A 15950-nucleotide genomic window follows, 5' to 3' on the forward strand; every position below is an offset into this window, starting at 1 on the left:
CCGCCTTCAGGTCCGGCCGTGCCCGTGGTCGCTGGTGGTCAGTGGTGCGCGGTGCGGCGCGCCCGCCGGTCCCGTCCGGATCGTCGGTGCCGGTACGGACCCCGCGAGTGCCCGTCGTCACCGTACCGGCCGTTCGCGGTCCCGAGGGGATCGGCTCCGGAAAAATCGAGCCGATCCGCCGTAACGGACCACGCACGGTCAGCGGGCCGTCTCAGACGGTGCGGCGCAGCACCCGCAGCGAACCGGAGACCGAGACCTCCTCGAACCCCTCGGCCAGCGCCCGCAGGTACACCCGGTACGGGGCCTGGCCGCCGTCGGCGGGGTCGGGGAAGACGTCGTGCACCACCAGCAGGCCGTCCTCGGCGAGGTGCGGCACCCAGCCCTCGTAGTCGCCGGTGGCGTGCTCGTCGGTGTGCCCGCCGTCGATGAAGACCAGCGAGAGGCGGCCGCCCCAGACCGCCGCCACCTGCGGGGAGCGGCCCACCAGGGCGATCACGTGCCGCTCCAGGCCGGCCCGGTGCAGGGTGCGGCGGAACCGGGGCAGCGTGTCCATCAGGCCGACCTCCGGGTCGACCAGCGTGTCGTCGTGGTACTCCCAGCCCGGCTGCTGCTCCTCGGAGCCGCGGTGGTGGTCGACGGTCAACGCGACGGTGCCGGTGCGGCGGGCGGCGTCGGCCAGCAGGATCGCCGACCGGCCGCAGTAGGTGCCGATCTCCAGCACCGGCAGGCCGGTGCGCTCGGCGGCCTCGACGGCGGCCGCGTACAGCGCCAGGCCCTCGTCCACCGGCATGAAGCCGTCGGCGGCGCTGAAGGCCGCCAGCACCTCGGGAGCCGGGGCGGGGGTCTCGGTCATGGTGCTGCTCCTGCGCTGGTGGATCGGGCGGACGGGGTGGGGACATCCTCGCACCGCATTACCGGCCGGTAGCCGGCTGGGTGCCCCGGACATGGGGACGGGCCCGACCCCGCCGGTGGCGGAATCGGGCCCGGGATCGCGCATGCGGCCGTCGGCCGTCAGTTCGCGGTCGCCTCCATGCGGTGGCGGCCGCGCCCGCCGGCCTCGCTGTTGTCGTCCGAGGCGAGCAGACCGCGGTGGCGGCCGTGGGCGGCGTCCTCCGAGTTGGCCTCGTCGGCGCCGTGGTCGCTGGTGTCGTTGAGGGTTTCGGACATCTGTCGTCTTCTCCGTGCGTGGGTGCAAGGTCTGTGGTGCCGCGCGGCACCGCCGGCCATGACCGGGCCCGTACGCCGTGACCGGGCCTGGCACAGGGAAATGCCGCCTCGGTATGGCGCGGCGACCCGCGGCACACCGAAGCGATCTCGCCCCGTTGGTAGGTCACCCTAATGGCCGACTCTGACAAAGCCTATCTACCCCCGCGCCTGGCGGACGATCAGACGCGGCGTGTCGCCGGCGGCGGCACGCAACGTCGATGCCGTCGCTCCTGACATCCGCCGCGACGCCCGCCCCGCGGCCCGGCCCTGGCGCCGGCTGGGCAGCACCGCTCTCAGAGTCGGTCGAGCAGCTCCGGCAGCCGCTCGATCAGCGCGGTCGCGCCGGCGTCGACGAGCCGTTGAGGTGGCATCAGAGCGGTGTAGCCGAGCACGTCCATGCCGGCGGCCCGCGCGGCCCGCACTCCGTTGGGGCTGTCCTCGACCACCAGGCAGTCGCCCGGCGCCACCCCGAGCGAGGCCGCCGCGTGCAGGAAGAGGTCCGGAGCGGGCTTGCCCACGCCGTCGACGTCCTGCGCGCTGAACACCACCTCCCGCGGCAGCTGCGGACGCAGCCCCGCCCGGTCCAGGGTGAGGTCGATCCAGGCGTGGTCGGAGGAGGACGCCAGGCAGTACGGCACACCGCGCTGCCGCAGTTCGGTCAGCACCGCCGCGGCGTCCGGCGTCGCGGCCAGCCCCTCGCGGAAGGCGGCGAAGACCCGGTCGTGGCAGCGCGCCGTGAAGTCCTCGGGCAGGACGCCCCGGTAGCGGTCGGCGATCACCTGGTGGACCGTCCGGCCCGCGTTGCCGAGGAAGTGGTGGTAGGACTCCTCGAGGGTGGTCGGGAAGCCGAGTTCGGTCAGATAGCCCGAAAGGATCCGGTGTGCGGTCGGCTCGCTGTCGACGAGCACCCCGTCATTGTCGAAGATCACCAACTGATAGGCCATCAAGGCAGCCTATCGACTCCCTGATGTGTGGCCCTGAATGGTCATAGACCTGCCCAAAGCGCGGGCTTGTCGATAGGTTTGGCCTCGTGACCAACGAATTCAAGGACGGAAGCGCCGGAGACGCCGACTACAGTGCCATCGGTGCTGGCTACAGCAACTACCGCCAGCCGGATCCGCGCATCGCGGAGCTCATCCAGCAGGCCCTGGGCGAGGTTCGCACCGTTGTCAACGTCGGTGCGGGGGCGGGGTCCTACGAGGCCGGGCCGTTCGAGTTCACCGCGGTGGAGCCGTCCCAGGTGATGCGGGAGCAGCGGCCCGACCACCTGGCGCCCGCCATTGACGCCACGGCCGAGCAACTGCCCTTCGAGGACGGCTCGTTCGACGCCGCGCTGGCCACCTTCACCGTGCACCAGTGGAGCGACGTCAAGGCCGGACTGCGCGAGCTGCGGCGCGTCGCCCGCGGTCCGGTCGTCATCCTGACCTGCGACCCCGCACTGGTGCGGGACTTCTGGCTGCACCAGTACGCGCCGGACGTCCTCGACCACGAGGCCCGGCGCTACCCCGCGATCAGCACCATCTCCGACACCCTCGGCGGTGCCGTCGCGGTGGACCGGGTGCCGATCCCGGCCGACTGCACCGACGGCTTCAACGAGGCCTACTTCGCCCGCCCGGAGCGGCTGTTGGACCCGGGCGCCCGCCAGGCCTGCTCGGCGTGGAGCTTCGTCGAGCCGGAGCTGCGGGAGCAGTACCTCAAGAAGTTCCGCCGCGAACTGAGCTCCGGCGCCTGGGACGAGCGCCACGGCGCCCTGCGGCACCAGGAGAGCTACAACGGTTCGCTGGTGCTGATCCGCGCGATTCCCTGATCCGCACTCCGCTCGGTCCCGCCCGGTTCGGTCCCGCCCGGTTCGGTCCCGCCCGCTCGCCCGGGCGGGACCGAACTGCTGCCCGCGCTCAGCCGGTTGCGGCGGCCGGGTCCAGCACCGCCGTCAGCAGCCGGTTGGCCAGGGGGGCCGGGGCGGCGAAGTCCAGGCTCAGGTTGGAGACCGAGTAGACGGCGCGGACGCTCAGATCGCGGCTGGCGAACATGCCGTTGGCGTAACCGAGATCGTGCCCGGTCTTGCCCCAGAGCAGTTGCCCGTCGGGCAGTTGGACGGACATCAGGCCGGCACCGAAGCAGGCCAGCTTGTTGCAGGAGGTGCCGTTGACGAACGGCACGGGCTTGCCCTGGCCGTCCTTGGGCAGGGTGAACAGCTCCTGCTGCTGCGCGGCGGGCAGCAGGCGGCCCTGGAGCAGGGTGGTGAGAAAGCGGTCCAGGTCGGCCGGGGTGGAGATCATGTTGGACGGGTCGCCGCCCTGCTCGCTGACGTCCACGTCCTCACCCTGACTGCCCGTCAGGTAGCCGTGCAGGTAGGGGCGCGGCATGGTCGGATCATCCTCCGGCACCGAGGTCTGTTCGAGGTGCAGCGGCTTCAGGACGCGCTCGGTGACCTCGTCCCTGAAGGAGCGGCCGGTGGTCTGCTCGATCAGCTTGCCAGCGATCCGGAAGCCGAGGGAGTTGTACTCCTGCTCGGTGCCGGGGGTGAAGTGCGGGCCGGGCCAGGGGCGGTCGGTGGGGCGCAGGGTGGACTGGATGATCTCGTCGAAGGTGCGGTACCGGTAGCGGTCGGCGATCGTCTGGTCGGCGCCGACGGCGGGCGCGCCCTCGTCCACGTCCGGCAGGCCGCTGGTGTAGTTGACCAACTCGCGCACGGTGATCGGCTGGAAGGTGCCCGGCAGCAGGCCCGGCAGGTAGTGCTGCACGGTCTGGTCGAGGTCGATCCGGCCCTCGGCGGCGAGCTGCAGCAGCACGGTGGTCTCGAAGACCTTGGAGATGCTGCCGACGTGGAAGTGCGCGTTCGGCGGGATCGCCCGGCCGGTCACGCCGTCGGTGGTGGAGCCGGTCCACAGCTGCCCCGGCTCGCCGACCCGGGCGATCGCGCCGGCGGTCCCGTCGGTGGGGTGGGTCTGGAGGGCGGCCCGCAGGGCGGTGGGGTCGAGAGGCGGGAAGGCGGTGGCCGTGTTCGGGTGCGTCGAGGCCGGGGCGCCTGCAGCGAAGGCCTGGGCGCCGGTGCCGGCGGTGAGGCCGATCAGGGCGGTGCAGGCCAGGCCGAGGGTGGCGGCGCGACGGGCGAGCGGCTGCATGCGGTGGCTCCGGTGGTTCGGGGGTGCGGTCCTTGGTGACGTGAACCAGCCTGACGGCGGGTCAGCTCGCCGGGTATCGGGATCAACCCGGAGCCGTCCCGGAGTAGCCCCTGAGCCGACCCTTGAGGGTCTGATAATCGGAGTTTCGTCCGTGCACGATTTTTTTCCGCCGGGCCCTCCCGTCCGCCTTGCCACGGTGGCACCCTGGGATCATGACGCCGAGCTATCGGACGATCGCCGAGCGTGCTGTCCGGGAGGTGGCTCCCGCGGCCGAGTGGCGGGTTCAGGAGGACGAGACCTGGTGCATGGTCTCCCCTCCGCGACACGTGTGCCGTGACCAGGGCTGGAAGTTGCATCTGTCGGCGACCCCGAGGGTCGCGTGCCGACTGCTGGCGGCGGCGGCCCGGGTGCTGGTGGCGCACCACTGCGCGTTCAAGTTCGCCGTCACCCCGCAGGTCGCCGCCGAGCTGAACTCGGTGTGGGCGGTCCGAGGCCAGTCGGGCAAGTTCATCACCGCCTATCCGGCCGACGACGACCAGTTGCGGCTGCTCGCCGAGCAGCTCCACCGGGCCACGGCCGGCTTGGACGGCCCCGCTATCCTCTCCGACCGGCGCTACCACCCCGACAGCCCGGTGTACTACCGCTACGGCTGCTTCGCCCGGCCGCACGAGCTGAACGACGAGGGGTTCTACGAGGGCCGACTGCGCGCCCCTGACGGTAGTTCGGAGCCCGACCGGCGGGAGGCGTGGTTCTCGCCGCCGACCTGGGTCCCGCTGCCGTTCGACCCGCCCGCGCCCGAGGATGCGGCGTGGCGGCGGCGTGGCGGACCAGTGCGCCTCGCCGACCGCTATCTGGTCAAGGAGGCCATCCGGCACTCCAATCGGGGCGGCGTCTACCGGGCCCGGGACGAACGGACCGGCGCCGACGTCCTGTTGAAGGAGGCCCGGCCCCACGTCGCCGCCGACCCCAGTGGGCGGGACGCGCGGGACTGGCTGCGTTATGAGGCCGAGGTGCTGCGCGGCCTGGCCCCCCGGGGTGTCGCCCCGGCTGTGCACGAGGTGTTCACGGCCGCCGAACACGTCTTCCTGGTAGAGGAGTTGATCCATGGCGGCACCCTGCAGCAGTGGGCGGTCGACCGCGCGCGGCAGGCCGGCGGCCGGATGCCGGCGCGACTCGTCCGGCAGTTGGCGGGCCGGCTGGCACGGCTGATCGGCGAGGTGCACGCTGCCGGGTTCGTGCTGCGGGACTTCAAGCCGAGCAATGTGATGATGGCGGCCGACGACACACCCGTGCTGGTCGACCTGGAGTGCGCCGCCCGCCCGGGCGAGCCGGTCCGGGTGGTCGGCACCCGGGGATTCACCGCCCCCGAGTACCTGGCGACCGCCGAGCCGGACGATCCGCCGCGGCCCGCGCCCGGCCCGGCGGTCGACTGCTACAGCCTGGGCGCGACCCTGCTCTACGTGAGCACCGGCATCAACCCGGTGCTCACCCCCGACATCCCGGCCGCGCGGACGGACAGCGAGCGGATCGCGGCGATCGTCCGGGCCGCGCTGCCCGAGTTCCCGGCCCTGCGGGCGCTGGCCCCCGCGATCCTCGGGCTCACCGCCGAACCGGCCGGCCGCTGGTCGCTGGCGGCGGTCGCTTCATTCCTCGCGGCCGAGCCCCAGGACGGGCCGGTGCCACCGGCCGCCGAGTTCGCCTCCGAGGACCTCGACCGGCTGCTGACCGACGGGCTCGCCCATCTCGCGGAGACCGTCGACCCGGCGGCCGAGTACCTGTGGGCCCGCCCGCGCTCGCTGCCGTACGGCGACGCCTGCAATGTGCAGATGGGCGCGGCCGGCGTGCTGGCCGTGCTGGACCGGGCCGTCCGCTGCGGGCACCGCGCGGCCGAACCGACGCTGCGCACCGCCGCGCACTGGCTGGACCGCCACCTGGAGCGGCCCAGCAGGACGTTGCCCGGCCTCTTCTTCGGCCGCTCCGGCACGGCCTGGGCCCTGTACGACGCCGCTCGCACCCTCGGCGACGAGGCACTGGCGAGCCGGGCGGTCGACTACGCGCTGCGCATTCCGCTCGACTGGCACAACCCCGACGTCTGCCACGGCCTGGCCGGCGCCGGCACCGCGCAGCTGCACCTGTGGCACGCGACGGGCGACCAGCGCTTCGCCGAGCGGGCATCGGAGTGCGCGGACCGGGTGGTGCGACTGAGCTCGCAGGCGCAGGGCGGGGTGGACTGGCCGCTTGGCGAGGGGGTCCGCTCCGAGCTGGCGGGTGCCGGCTCCTATGGCTTCGGACACGGGGTCGCCGGGCTCGGCACCTTCCTGGCTGCCGCCGGCCGCGATCTGGGCCGGCCCGAGCTCCTGGAGATCGCGGTCGGCGGCGGCCAGGTGCTCTGCGCCGTCGCGGAGTCGGCGGGTGACTCGGCCGAGTGGCCGAAGGGCCCGGGCCGCACCGAGCGCATGGGCCTGAACTTCTGGTGCAACGGCAGCTCGGGCATCGGCACCTTCCTGGTCCGCCTCTGGCAGCAGACCGGGATCGACCGGTTCCGCGCCCATGCGGAGCGGGCTGGCGTCGCCGTCCACCAGAACCGCTGGCGGCTCGGCCCCGGCGACTGCCACGGCGTGGCCGGCAACGCGGAGTTGCTGCTCGACCTGGCGGAGGCGACGGGGGAGCAGCGGTACCGGGGGTGGGCGGCGGAGAGCGCCACCTGCCTCTTCGTCAGGGCGGCGCATCGCGGCGGCCGACTGGTGGTGCCGGACGACACCCTGCGTGACATCTGCGCGAGCTACCACGTCGGCTTCGCCGGCGTCCTGGACTTCCTGTTCCGCCTCAGACACGGCGGCCACCGTTCATGGCTGGTCGACACGGGTCGACCCGTCGGGAGGCCGTCGGCAGCAGAGAAGTACACCCCGAGAGGAGAGTCGAACCATGGATACCCAGGTTCTGGAACTGCAGGAACTGCCCGAAACCGACGAGGAGTTGCTGGAGCCGCTGATGTGCTGTGACACCGGCCATCACAGCTTCGAGGTCAGTGACTTCTGCGCCGTCCCACCGGGCGACGAGAAGTAGCGGTCCACGGGGCCTGCGCGGGCGTGCCGACTGCGCTCGCGCAGGCCCACCGACTCCGTGGCGGTCAGTCGGCACCCCGCCTGCGCCAGGATGCCCAAGCTGGGCCTGTCAGCAGCAGCGGCCGGCCATGGACCAGCCGCCGGACGGCGGGCGTTACGACGGCGGACAGGCCTGCCTGGAGTTCTGGCGGGCGCCGGCCGTCGACCGCACCGCTCGGTTCGGGCCGGACGAGGTGGTGGTGATGGGTGAGCACGCCACCATCCGCCGGCGGTACCGGTACGGCGACGGCCCCGCCGACTGGGTGCGGGGCGTCGACCCGAGGAGGGTGCGGGACGGCCGCATCGTCGAGGCCCTCGGCTGCAGCAACCCGGCCGGCGAGGTGCCGCTGGCGGCCGAAGCGTGAACGGCGCCAGGAGGCCCCGGCGTTCCGGCAGTAGGCACTACGCCTCGGCGCCGGCGTTCGGCAGGGTGGCCATCTCCATGGGGGACTGGCGCGGCAGTAGCAGCGGAGTCGCCAGCAGGAGCAGGCCCGCGGCCGCGATGGCGGTGCGCGGGCCAGTGAGGGCGGCGAGCAGGCCCCAGAGGGCGGTCAGGGCCGCGATGGTGGCGCTGCTGGTGATCGACCAGGCGGAGATGGTGCGGGCCACCAGGTGCTGCTCGGTGTGGTCGAGCCGCATGGTGGCCAGGACCGGGTTGGTGATGCCGATGAAGGCGATCAGGGCGAACTGGAGGGCGATCACCAGCAGCATGCCGCCCGTGCCGGGGCCGACGAAGGCCAGGCCGATCGGCCAGCACGCGCGCAGGGTGCCGCCGACCAGCAGCACCCGGTGCCGGCCGTAGCGGTCGACGACCCGCTTGGAGAGCCGTGAGCCGAGCAGGCCGCCGATGCAGGGGGTGGCGAAGGCCAGGGTGTACTGCCAAGGGGCGAAGCCGAGTCGGCCGAGCATCAGCACGGAGAGCAGCGGTTCGGTCGCCATGATCAGGGCGTTGAACAGGACGGAGTTGAGGAACAGCGGGCGCAGCACGGGGTGGCCGAGGATGTGGCGCCAGCCGTCCAGCAGCCCGCCGCCGGCGCGGGGCGAGCTGGGTGGCGCCGGCTGCGGTTCGCGGTGCCGGATGGCGGCGATCCCCACCGCGGAGAGCAGATAGCTGACCGCGTCGGCCAGTACCGTCACCACCGAGCCGAACCAGCCGATCGCGGCGCCGCCGAGCGGCGGGCCGAGCACGGTGGACGTCCAGGTGGTCGACTCGAAGCGGGCGTTGGCGGCCAGCAGGTCCTCGGGCGGGACCAGCGACTTGAGGTAGGCGCTGCTGGCCGCCCGGAAGGCGATCTTGGCCGCCGCCACCACCACGGCCACGACCAGGAGTTGGAGGAAACTGAGCCGGCCGATGGCATAGGCGGCCGGGATGGTCAGCAGGGCGGCGAACCGCACCGCGTCCATCGCCACCATCACCCGCCGCTTGCGGCGGAACTCCACCCAGGGCCCGAGCGGCACCGCGATCGCCGCCCCCACCGCCAGCCCGGCCGCCGCGAGCAGCGAGACCTGGGCCGAGCCGGCGTGCAGCACCCGGATCGCGATCAGCGAGAAGGCGCCGAAGCCGAGCCCCGAACCGTAGGCGCTGACGGCGTAGGCACCCCAGAGAAGGTGGTAATTCCGCCCGAGTGATCGCCGCTTCGCCATGTGTGCCTTCCCCAGTCGTACAACTCCGCCGTGATACGGACCATCCAAGCGGGCGGCGTACATGCTGTTCAAACCCATCGGAGGGGGCATAGCCACAACGGATCGTTGTGACAGTAGCATCACGACCCATGGACCTTGAAGCCGTGCGCACATTCGTGGCCGCCGCCGACGCGGGCCGATTCCAGGACGCGGCCGTCGACCTGGCGATCACCCAGCAGGCCGTCTCCCGGCGGATCGCGACGCTGGAGGGGGAGCTCGGGGTGCGCCTGTTCACCCGGACCGCGCGCGGCTCGGTGCTCACCATCGACGGGCAGGCGTTCCTCCCGCACGCCCGCGAGCTGCTGCGGTCCGCCGAGCGGGCGGTGGCCTCGGTGCGGCCGGGGCAGCGCGCGCTGCGGGTCGATGTGATCGGCATGCGGATCGCGCCGGCGGCGCTGCTGCGGGAGTTCCACCGGGCCCACCCCGAGATCGAGCTCGACGTGGTGACGCTCTTCGACGGTGACACGGCGATCGCCGCCGTCGCCTCCGGGGCGATCGATGCGACGTTCCGTGCCGTCGTCCAGCCGGGGCGCCAACTCCCGGACGGAGTACGGTCGATGCGGGTGATCGACGAGCCCCATCAGCTGCTCGCCGGGCCCCGGCATCCGCTGGCGGCGGCCCGGGAGGTCACCATCGCGGAGCTGACCGGCCACCGGATCTGGATCCCGGGTGCCTCTCCGGGCACCGAATGGACCGCGTACTACGACGAGTTGGTGGCCGAGTTCGGGCTCGCCATCGACGCGGTCGGGCCCAACTTCGGCAGCGAGGCGCTGCTGGAGGTGATCGCCGACTCGGCGACGGTGGCCACCCTGACGGCGGAGCGGACCAGATTGGTCTGGCCCGCGGAGTACGACCTGCGGCGGATCCCGGTGGTCGACCCGGTGCCGCTGTACCCGCACGCGCTGGTCTGGCGCGACGACAACTCGCACCCGGCCCTGGCGGCGCTGCGCGAGTTCGCGGCAGCCCAGGCATGCCGCGTGGAGGGGTGGGTGCCCGGCTGGGTGCGGTGAGAAGGTGGAGGTGAGCGGGCCGCAGGCCCCCGCAGGAGGTGGCGCACCGATGGAGCAGGAGAGCCCCACCGCCCGGCAGCGCAGGCTGTGGGACTCGGCGGCCCCCGGCTACGACCGGCAGATCGCCTTCTTCGAGCGCGTCTGGTTCGGCGGCGGACGGGAGTGGATCGGCTCCCGCGCCTGCGGCCGCGTGCTGGAGGTGGCGATCGGCACCGGCCGCAGCCTGCCCCACTACCGGGCCGGCGTGCGGCTCACCGGGATCGAACTGAGCCCGGCGATGCTGGCGATCGCCGTCCGGCGCGCGGCCGAGCTCGGCATCGACGCCGACCTGCGTGACGGCGACGCGGAGGAACTCCCCTTCGCGGACGGCACGTTCGACACCGTGGTGTGCGTGCTGGCGCTCTGCTCCATCCCCCGGCCGACCCGGGCGGTCGGTGAGATGGCCCGGGTGCTCAGGCCCGGCGGCACGCTGCTGCTGCTCGACCACGTCGGCAGCAGCTGGCCGCTCCTGCACGCCGTCCAGCGGCTCGCCGAGCGGGGCACGATCCGCGCCGCCGGGGAGCACTTCACCCGCCGCCAGCGCCCGCTGGTCGAGGCGGCCGGGCTGCGGATCACCGAGGCCCAGCGGCTCAAGGCCGGCACGGTGGAACGCATCGCGGCGGTCAAACCCGCTCCGGGGCAAGGCCGGGTGGCCCGGAGCGCGAACGCCCTGGGCCACCCGGGGTGACTGCTGATCCCGATCGCGTCAGGCGATGGTCGTCAGGCGATGGTGAAGATCAGGCAGGTCAGGAGCAGGCAGGTGAACTGGCAGCCGTTGCCGCCGTTCAGCTCGACCGACTCGGTCTCCGGCAGGTCCTGCAGGGCCGCGAGGTCGGTCTCGAAAGCGGTCATCTCCATGATGGGTTCCTCCCCTTGATGGTCGCGCCCGGGTCAGGCGCGGTGTTGTGTGGTGCCCCGCCCGGCCACGGTGGCCGGGCAGTCCCCCCGGGTCGCGTCGCGATCGCGAAGCGGGGAAGTCTGTGATGTGACGTTTCGTCAGCCGGTGCGCCCGGTCCGCAGGAAGCCGGCCAGCAGCTCGTGCAGGACGGCGGAGCCCTCCTCGGCGAGCACCTCGTGCCCGGCCCCGGCGGCCTCCACGTAGCGGAAGTCGCTGCCCTCCGCACGGCCCAGGCGCAGCAACTCGTGGCGCAGCGCCCGGGACTGGCCGACCGGGACGGCCTCGTCGCGGTCGCCGTGCACGATCAGCAGCGGCGCGGTGAGGCGGTCGGCGAGCGCCAGCACGTCACGCGGGCCGAGCTCGTCGTCGACCGGTTCGCCGCCGCCCAGCCGCCTGGTGAGCGCCCGCACCGGTGGTGTGGCCTCGGCCAGCAGGCGGGCACCGGACAGGAACGGCGCGACCACGGCGCACCGCGCCACCCGGTCCGCCGGGGCGTGGGCGGCGGTCAGCAGCGCCAGGAAGGCGCCGTAGCTGACCCCGAACAGGGCGGGTGGCTCCAACCCGATCGCGGCCCGCTGCCCGGCCAGTCCCTCCAGCAGGCCGAGCACGTCGGCCAGGTCGGGCCCACCCCAGGCGCCGCGGATCGCCATCGCGTGCTCGGTGCCGTAGCCGGTGCTGCCGCGCTGGTTGGGCGCGAGCACCGCCAGGCCCTCGGCGGCCATCCGCTGCAGCATCGGGTCGAACTCCAGGCGCCAGGCGTCGGCCGGACCGCCGTGTAGCGCGAGCACCAGCTGCGGGCTGCTCAGCCAGGCCTCGCCGCCGTAGACCACCGCCTCGATCGGGCCGAGCGGTCCGGCGAGTTCCAGCGCCTGTGCGCTGTGCCAGCGGCCGCCCTCGGCGGGCGCCGAGCTGCCGTCCAGCCGCCAGCCGAGCACCGGAGTCGATGGGGCGCCGGTGACCTGGGCCGGGACCAGCCCGGTGCCGGGTACGGCGGCGGCCGGGTTGGGCAGCAGCCGCGGCCCGGACAGCGGGGCCAGGGCGAGCGGCAGCGGCCCCGCGGCGGCCACCCCGGCCCCCGGGCTGCGCAACCGGTCGACCCGCAGGGTGGCCAGCGCCGCCGGGCGGTCCGGCGCGGAGTACGGCATCCGCAGGCCCGCCGCCGACCAGTGGCCGACCGCGCCCAGCCGGCCGGGCGGCACCGCGAGCGGCTCCAGCCGTCCGCCGCCCGGCCGCCACAGCGCGAGGGCCGACGAGACGCCGTGGTCGACCTGGATCGCCACCCGGGTCTGCTCCGGCGCGCGGGCGCCGGGTTCGAGCACCACGGGACGCAGGAACAGTCCGGGTACGTGCAGGCACTCGGGGAACCGCACGGGGGCCGAACTGCCCAGCACGCCCCAGCCGAGCCGGTCCGCGCCGGGCGCGTCGCTGCGCAGCAGCAGGAACGAGGTGTCGGGGTCGAAGAGCACCAGCCGGTCGTTGCTCCGCTCGGAGATCTCCAGCAGCGGCGTCACGGTGCCCAGCCGCAGGTCGAGCACCACGGACTTGACCACGCCCGCGCGCACCCGGTCCAGCGCCAGCAGCCGCCCGGTGCGGTCCAGCCAGACGCCGCCGCCGTGCAGCCCGGCGAACTCGGCGACCTGGCGGGGCGGGCGCCCGTCGGCGAAGACCAGCCAGGCGTGGGTGGTCGGGGTGGTGTCGGTGCCGAGCGCCACGGCTACCGGTGCGTCGGATGGGGAGGACGCGGCCGGGTCCACTGGGAGCGCCACCAGCCGCAGCCCGGGCATCCGCAGCGTGGCCACCGGCTGCTCCGCGGCCGCGGCACCGGCCGGGCCCGGCGCGAGCAGCACCAGGTCGTGGCGTTCGCCGTCGTGCCGGCAGGCCAGCAGCCGGCCGTCGGGCAGCGGGACCAGCTGGGTGCGCAGGCTCTCGAAGCGGCCGCCGGGCAGCGGCAGCGGAACGGGCTCGGCCAGGGCGCCCGGGGCGAGCCGCCAGCTCTCGGCGTACCAGCCGCCGTCGGGGCCGGCGGCCAGGCAGGCGGCGTGCGAGCCGTCCGCGGCGAAGGCGAAGCTGAGCCGGCGCAGTGCGGGAGTGGTGGCACGTATCGCGGTGTTCATGCGGTCGGCTCCTGACGGGCGGTGGGCTGCCGGACGGCGGTGGCGGCGACCGGGTCGACCCAGAGCCGCGGCCCGCCGTGCAGCAGGCGCAGCAGGAAGGCGAGCGGTCCGGCCGTCCCGGTGCCGTAGCCGGCCGCGCAGCCGGTGCCGGTTTCGTCGGGCAGCACCAGCAGGCCGTCGTGCAGCACCGCGCGGGCGCCGAGCAGCTCGGCGAACTCCCGGGCGCCGTCCGTAAAGCGCGCCTCGCCGGTGGCCTCGGCCAGGTCGAGCAGGTACTCGCCGTCCCCGGCCAGGCCGTGGCAGGCGCTGGTGCCGCAGTGCCAGCGGTTGTCCAGCACCGCCTGGCCGGCGGCCAGGGCCAGTTCACCCGCGCCGGTGTCGCCGGTGGCCTGCCAGTAGCGGAGCAGGAAGCTGCCCACCCCCGAGGAGCCGTTGCACCAGTGCGCCAGCCGGACGGTCGCCGGGTCGCCGGCGCTCTGCGGCCACCAGGCGGCGCCCTGGCCGTCGTAGCGGGCACCGGCGGCGGTGCGGGCGGTGGCGGTCAGCGTCCGGACGGCCCGTTCGGCGCCGGCCAGGGCGGCGGCGTCGCCGGTGGCCCGGTGCACCGCCAGCAGGAAGGCGCCGACGCCGGCCACGCCGTGCCCGTACCCGAGGTGGGTGATGCCGACCAGGCTGGAGTCGAAGGTCTTCGGCACCGGCCAGACCGTGCCGTACGGCTCCGCCACGGCGGCCGCGAGCAGCCCCCGGGCAGCGTCCAGCGCGGCTTGGTGGTCGCCGAGCCGCAGCCGCAGGAAGCCGGCCCCGGCGGCGCCGTGGCAGACGTCCGGGTTGGGCCACCGGTGCGGGATCGGCTCGGCGAGGCGCCGGGCCCGCTCGGCGGCGGCCTCGTCGCCCAGCGCCTCGGCGGCGTCCAGCAGCGCCCAGGCGACCCCGGAGCGGCCGAAGTGCAGGCCGGGCAGCACCACGGGTTCGGCGGCGCAGCGCCGCTCGATCCAGCGGGCGGCCTGGCGGATCGTCGGCGCCGCGGCCGGATGGACGGCCAGCCCGCGGGCCAGCACGGCGAGCACGCCGGCCGCGCCGTGCTGCACATTGCACGGGTCGGTGCGCTGCCCGTTCGGCACGGTCGGCCAGAGCCGGTCGGGACGGTGCGGGGTGGCGGTCTCGGCCAGCCGGCGCAGCCCGTCCCGGACCAGCCGGTCGAACGGCTGCGGCGCGGGGACGGGCGGGGGAGCGGCCGGGGCGCCGAGCAGTCGGCGGACCTCGGCGAGGGGGGCGCGCTGCTCGGGCCGCTCGGCGCGCAACTCGCGGACCAGCGGGGCCAGTCGGCGCGCGGTGGCGCCGGTGCGGGCGGCCAGTGCCAGCCATCGGTCGAGGCGCTGCGGGAGCGGACGGCCGGGGGCGGGCTGCTCGGGGAGCAGCGGGTCGTGCCCGGTGGCCAGCAGGAAGAACAGCCCGCCGAGCGCGAACAGGTCGGCCTGCGGGTCGGCCACCGCGGCCGACCCGCGCTGCTCCGGGGCGCGGTAGCCGGGGGTGCCCGCGGTGCCGGCCAAGGTGCCGACGGCGCAGGCGAGTTCGAGGTCCACCAGGCACAGCGACCCATCGGTGCGGACCAGGACGTTGCCGGGTGCCAGGTCGCGCAGCACCACGCCGGCCGCGTGCACCCGCGCCAGCAGGTCGACCAGGGCCAGCGCCATCGGCTGCGCCTGGTCCCACGGCACGTCCGGCGCGCCGTCCCTGGTCAGCCGGGCCGCCACCCAACTGCCCAGCGCCTGGCCCGCGATGTGCTCCTGCACCAGCAGCAGCGAGTCCTGCTGCTCGATCAGCTCCAGTGGTCGGGCGGTCAGCCCGAGGTCGGCCAACTCGGCGAGCATCCGGGCCTCGTGGCGCAGCGCGCTGCGGGCCTCGGTGCCGGAGCGGTCCACCTCGATGTGGGCGCGGGCCTGCTTGACCACCACGGGGGTGCCGTCGGTGGTGTCGGTGCCCAGGAACACCCCGCCCTTCGCGGAGTGCCGCAGCGCCGCGGTGAGCGCGAACCGCCCGCCGACCAGCACCCCGCCACCGCCGCGCCGTGCGCCGCTCGCCACCGCCGCCTCCGCTCCCCGTACCGGGTCGACCACCCAGGGCGGGCAGCGGTAGCCGGCCATACGAACATCTTCGAACCGTTCATCGTCAGGTCCGTGCAACATCGATCGATAAGCGCCGTCATTACCGAGTTCGGCCCGCCGGGAAAACGCGCCGTACCGGTAGTGCACCAGACTGTCGGGCGCGAAAGGGCGATCCGACAGCACCACCGGCCCCGGCATTCCCTCGGTGGCCCGGTGCAATTCCTCGGCGAGCCGCAGGAACTGCACCTCGTCCGCCGGATAGACGGTGATGAACTTTCCGGCCGAACCGCGCTCGCTGTTCCGGGAATTGATCTGGTGCAGCTTTTCCCGGTCGGCCGCGAACTTGAAGGTGCACGGATCCTCGGCGATCGCCCCGGCCACCGCCGAGAGCACCTCGGTGGCCACCGTGCCGGCCGCACTGACATGGATCTTCCACCCCTGGGCGGGCGGCGCCGGCACGCCCTCGGGCGGCCGGACCGTGCACCAGAAGCCGTCGCAGGCGGCCCCCCAGCCGCCCGCGACCTCGGCGCCGCCCGGTGCCGCGGCACCGGTCACGGCCGCCCGCGCCACCTCCACCAGCGTGTCGTCCGCGAGCGCCCCGGTCCGCCACGCGTCGTCCACCGACTCCGCCCCCCCGACCGAGCGCAATGGTGTGCCCGTCCCCAT

General features: G+C 74.3%; 13 protein-coding genes. 5 read left to right on the forward strand and 8 right to left on the reverse strand.

Annotation, left to right across the window (positions count from 1 at the left end):
• Positions 1–211 precede the first annotated feature (211 nt).
• The 3 genes from P3T35_RS04850 to P3T35_RS04860 all read right to left on the reverse strand — a co-directional run bounded on the left by P3T35_RS04850 (position 212) and on the right by P3T35_RS04860 (position 2150).
• On the reverse strand, positions 212–853 hold the full coding sequence (locus P3T35_RS04850; protein WP_101380075.1) for a class I SAM-dependent methyltransferase: 642 nt from the start codon (positions 851–853) through the stop codon (positions 212–214).
• Between the two features lie 158 nt (positions 854–1011).
• Entirely contained in the window at positions 1012–1167 is a 156-nt protein-coding gene (locus P3T35_RS04855) for a hypothetical protein (protein WP_180356427.1), read from the reverse strand.
• Between the two features lie 332 nt (positions 1168–1499).
• Entirely contained in the window at positions 1500–2150 is a 651-nt protein-coding gene (locus tag P3T35_RS04860) for an HAD family phosphatase (RefSeq protein ID WP_101380074.1), read from the reverse strand.
• Positions 2151–2236: 86 nt separating this feature from the next.
• On the opposite strand from P3T35_RS04860, the gene P3T35_RS04865 reads away from it, so the two are divergent.
• Positions 2237–3013, forward strand: a complete 777-nt coding sequence (locus P3T35_RS04865; protein WP_101380073.1) for a class I SAM-dependent methyltransferase — start codon at positions 2237–2239, stop codon at positions 3011–3013.
• A gap of 88 nt (positions 3014–3101) precedes the next feature.
• Here P3T35_RS04865 and P3T35_RS04870 read toward each other — a convergent pair whose 3' ends face one another.
• Positions 3102–4331, reverse strand: coding sequence for a serine hydrolase domain-containing protein (locus P3T35_RS04870; RefSeq protein WP_101380072.1), 1230 nt, complete (start codon positions 4329–4331; stop codon positions 3102–3104).
• 212 nt (positions 4332–4543) lie between these two features.
• Between P3T35_RS04870 and lanL (P3T35_RS04875) the strand changes: the two genes are divergently transcribed.
• Both lanL (P3T35_RS04875) and P3T35_RS04880 read left to right on the forward strand, forming a co-directional pair.
• Positions 4544–7333, forward strand: coding sequence for a class IV lanthionine synthetase LanL (gene lanL, locus P3T35_RS04875; protein ID WP_101380071.1), 2790 nt, complete (start codon positions 4544–4546; stop codon positions 7331–7333).
• A 191-nt stretch (positions 7334–7524) separates the two neighbouring features.
• Positions 7525–7800 (forward strand): nuclear transport factor 2 family protein, encoded by a 276-nt coding sequence (locus P3T35_RS04880; RefSeq protein ID WP_101380070.1) that lies wholly within the window; start codon positions 7525–7527, stop codon positions 7798–7800.
• Between the two features lie 37 nt (positions 7801–7837).
• Here P3T35_RS04880 and P3T35_RS04885 read toward each other — a convergent pair whose 3' ends face one another.
• Positions 7838–9079 carry an MFS transporter gene (locus tag P3T35_RS04885; RefSeq protein ID WP_101380069.1) on the reverse strand — a complete coding sequence of 414 codons (1242 nt, stop codon included), beginning with the start codon at positions 9077–9079 and terminating at the stop codon, positions 7838–7840.
• A 128-nt stretch (positions 9080–9207) separates the two neighbouring features.
• Between P3T35_RS04885 and P3T35_RS04890 the strand changes: the two genes are divergently transcribed.
• Positions 9208–10128 carry a LysR family transcriptional regulator gene (locus P3T35_RS04890; protein WP_101380068.1) on the forward strand — a complete coding sequence of 307 codons (921 nt, stop codon included), beginning with the start codon at positions 9208–9210 and terminating at the stop codon, positions 10126–10128.
• A gap of 49 nt (positions 10129–10177) precedes the next feature.
• On the forward strand, positions 10178–10855 hold the full coding sequence (locus tag P3T35_RS04895) for a class I SAM-dependent methyltransferase (protein ID WP_101380067.1): 678 nt from the start codon (positions 10178–10180) through the stop codon (positions 10853–10855).
• Positions 10856–10887: 32 nt separating this feature from the next.
• Here P3T35_RS04895 and P3T35_RS04900 read toward each other — a convergent pair whose 3' ends face one another.
• The 3 genes from P3T35_RS04900 to lanL (P3T35_RS04910) all read right to left on the reverse strand — a co-directional run bounded on the left by P3T35_RS04900 (position 10888) and on the right by lanL (P3T35_RS04910) (position 15905).
• The gene (locus P3T35_RS04900; protein WP_180356426.1) at positions 10888–11025 is read right to left on the reverse strand and encodes a VenA family class IV lanthipeptide; all 138 of its coding nucleotides are present in this window, start codon (positions 11023–11025) and stop codon (positions 10888–10890) included.
• Positions 11026–11163: 138 nt separating this feature from the next.
• Positions 11164–13179: an alpha/beta fold hydrolase gene (locus tag P3T35_RS04905; protein ID WP_101380066.1), complete on the reverse strand. Its 2016-nt coding sequence runs from the start codon at positions 13177–13179 to the stop codon at positions 11164–11166.
• Positions 13176–15905 carry a class IV lanthionine synthetase LanL gene (gene lanL, locus P3T35_RS04910; protein ID WP_101380065.1) on the reverse strand — a complete coding sequence of 910 codons (2730 nt, stop codon included), beginning with the start codon at positions 15903–15905 and terminating at the stop codon, positions 13176–13178. The genes P3T35_RS04905 and lanL (P3T35_RS04910) overlap by 4 nt, the downstream gene beginning before the upstream one ends.
• Positions 15906–15950: the final 45 nt, after the last annotated feature.

The sequence above is a fragment of the Kitasatospora sp. GP30 genome (assembly GCF_029892145.1).
Lineage (GTDB): Bacteria > Actinomycetota > Actinomycetes > Streptomycetales > Streptomycetaceae > Kitasatospora > Kitasatospora acidiphila.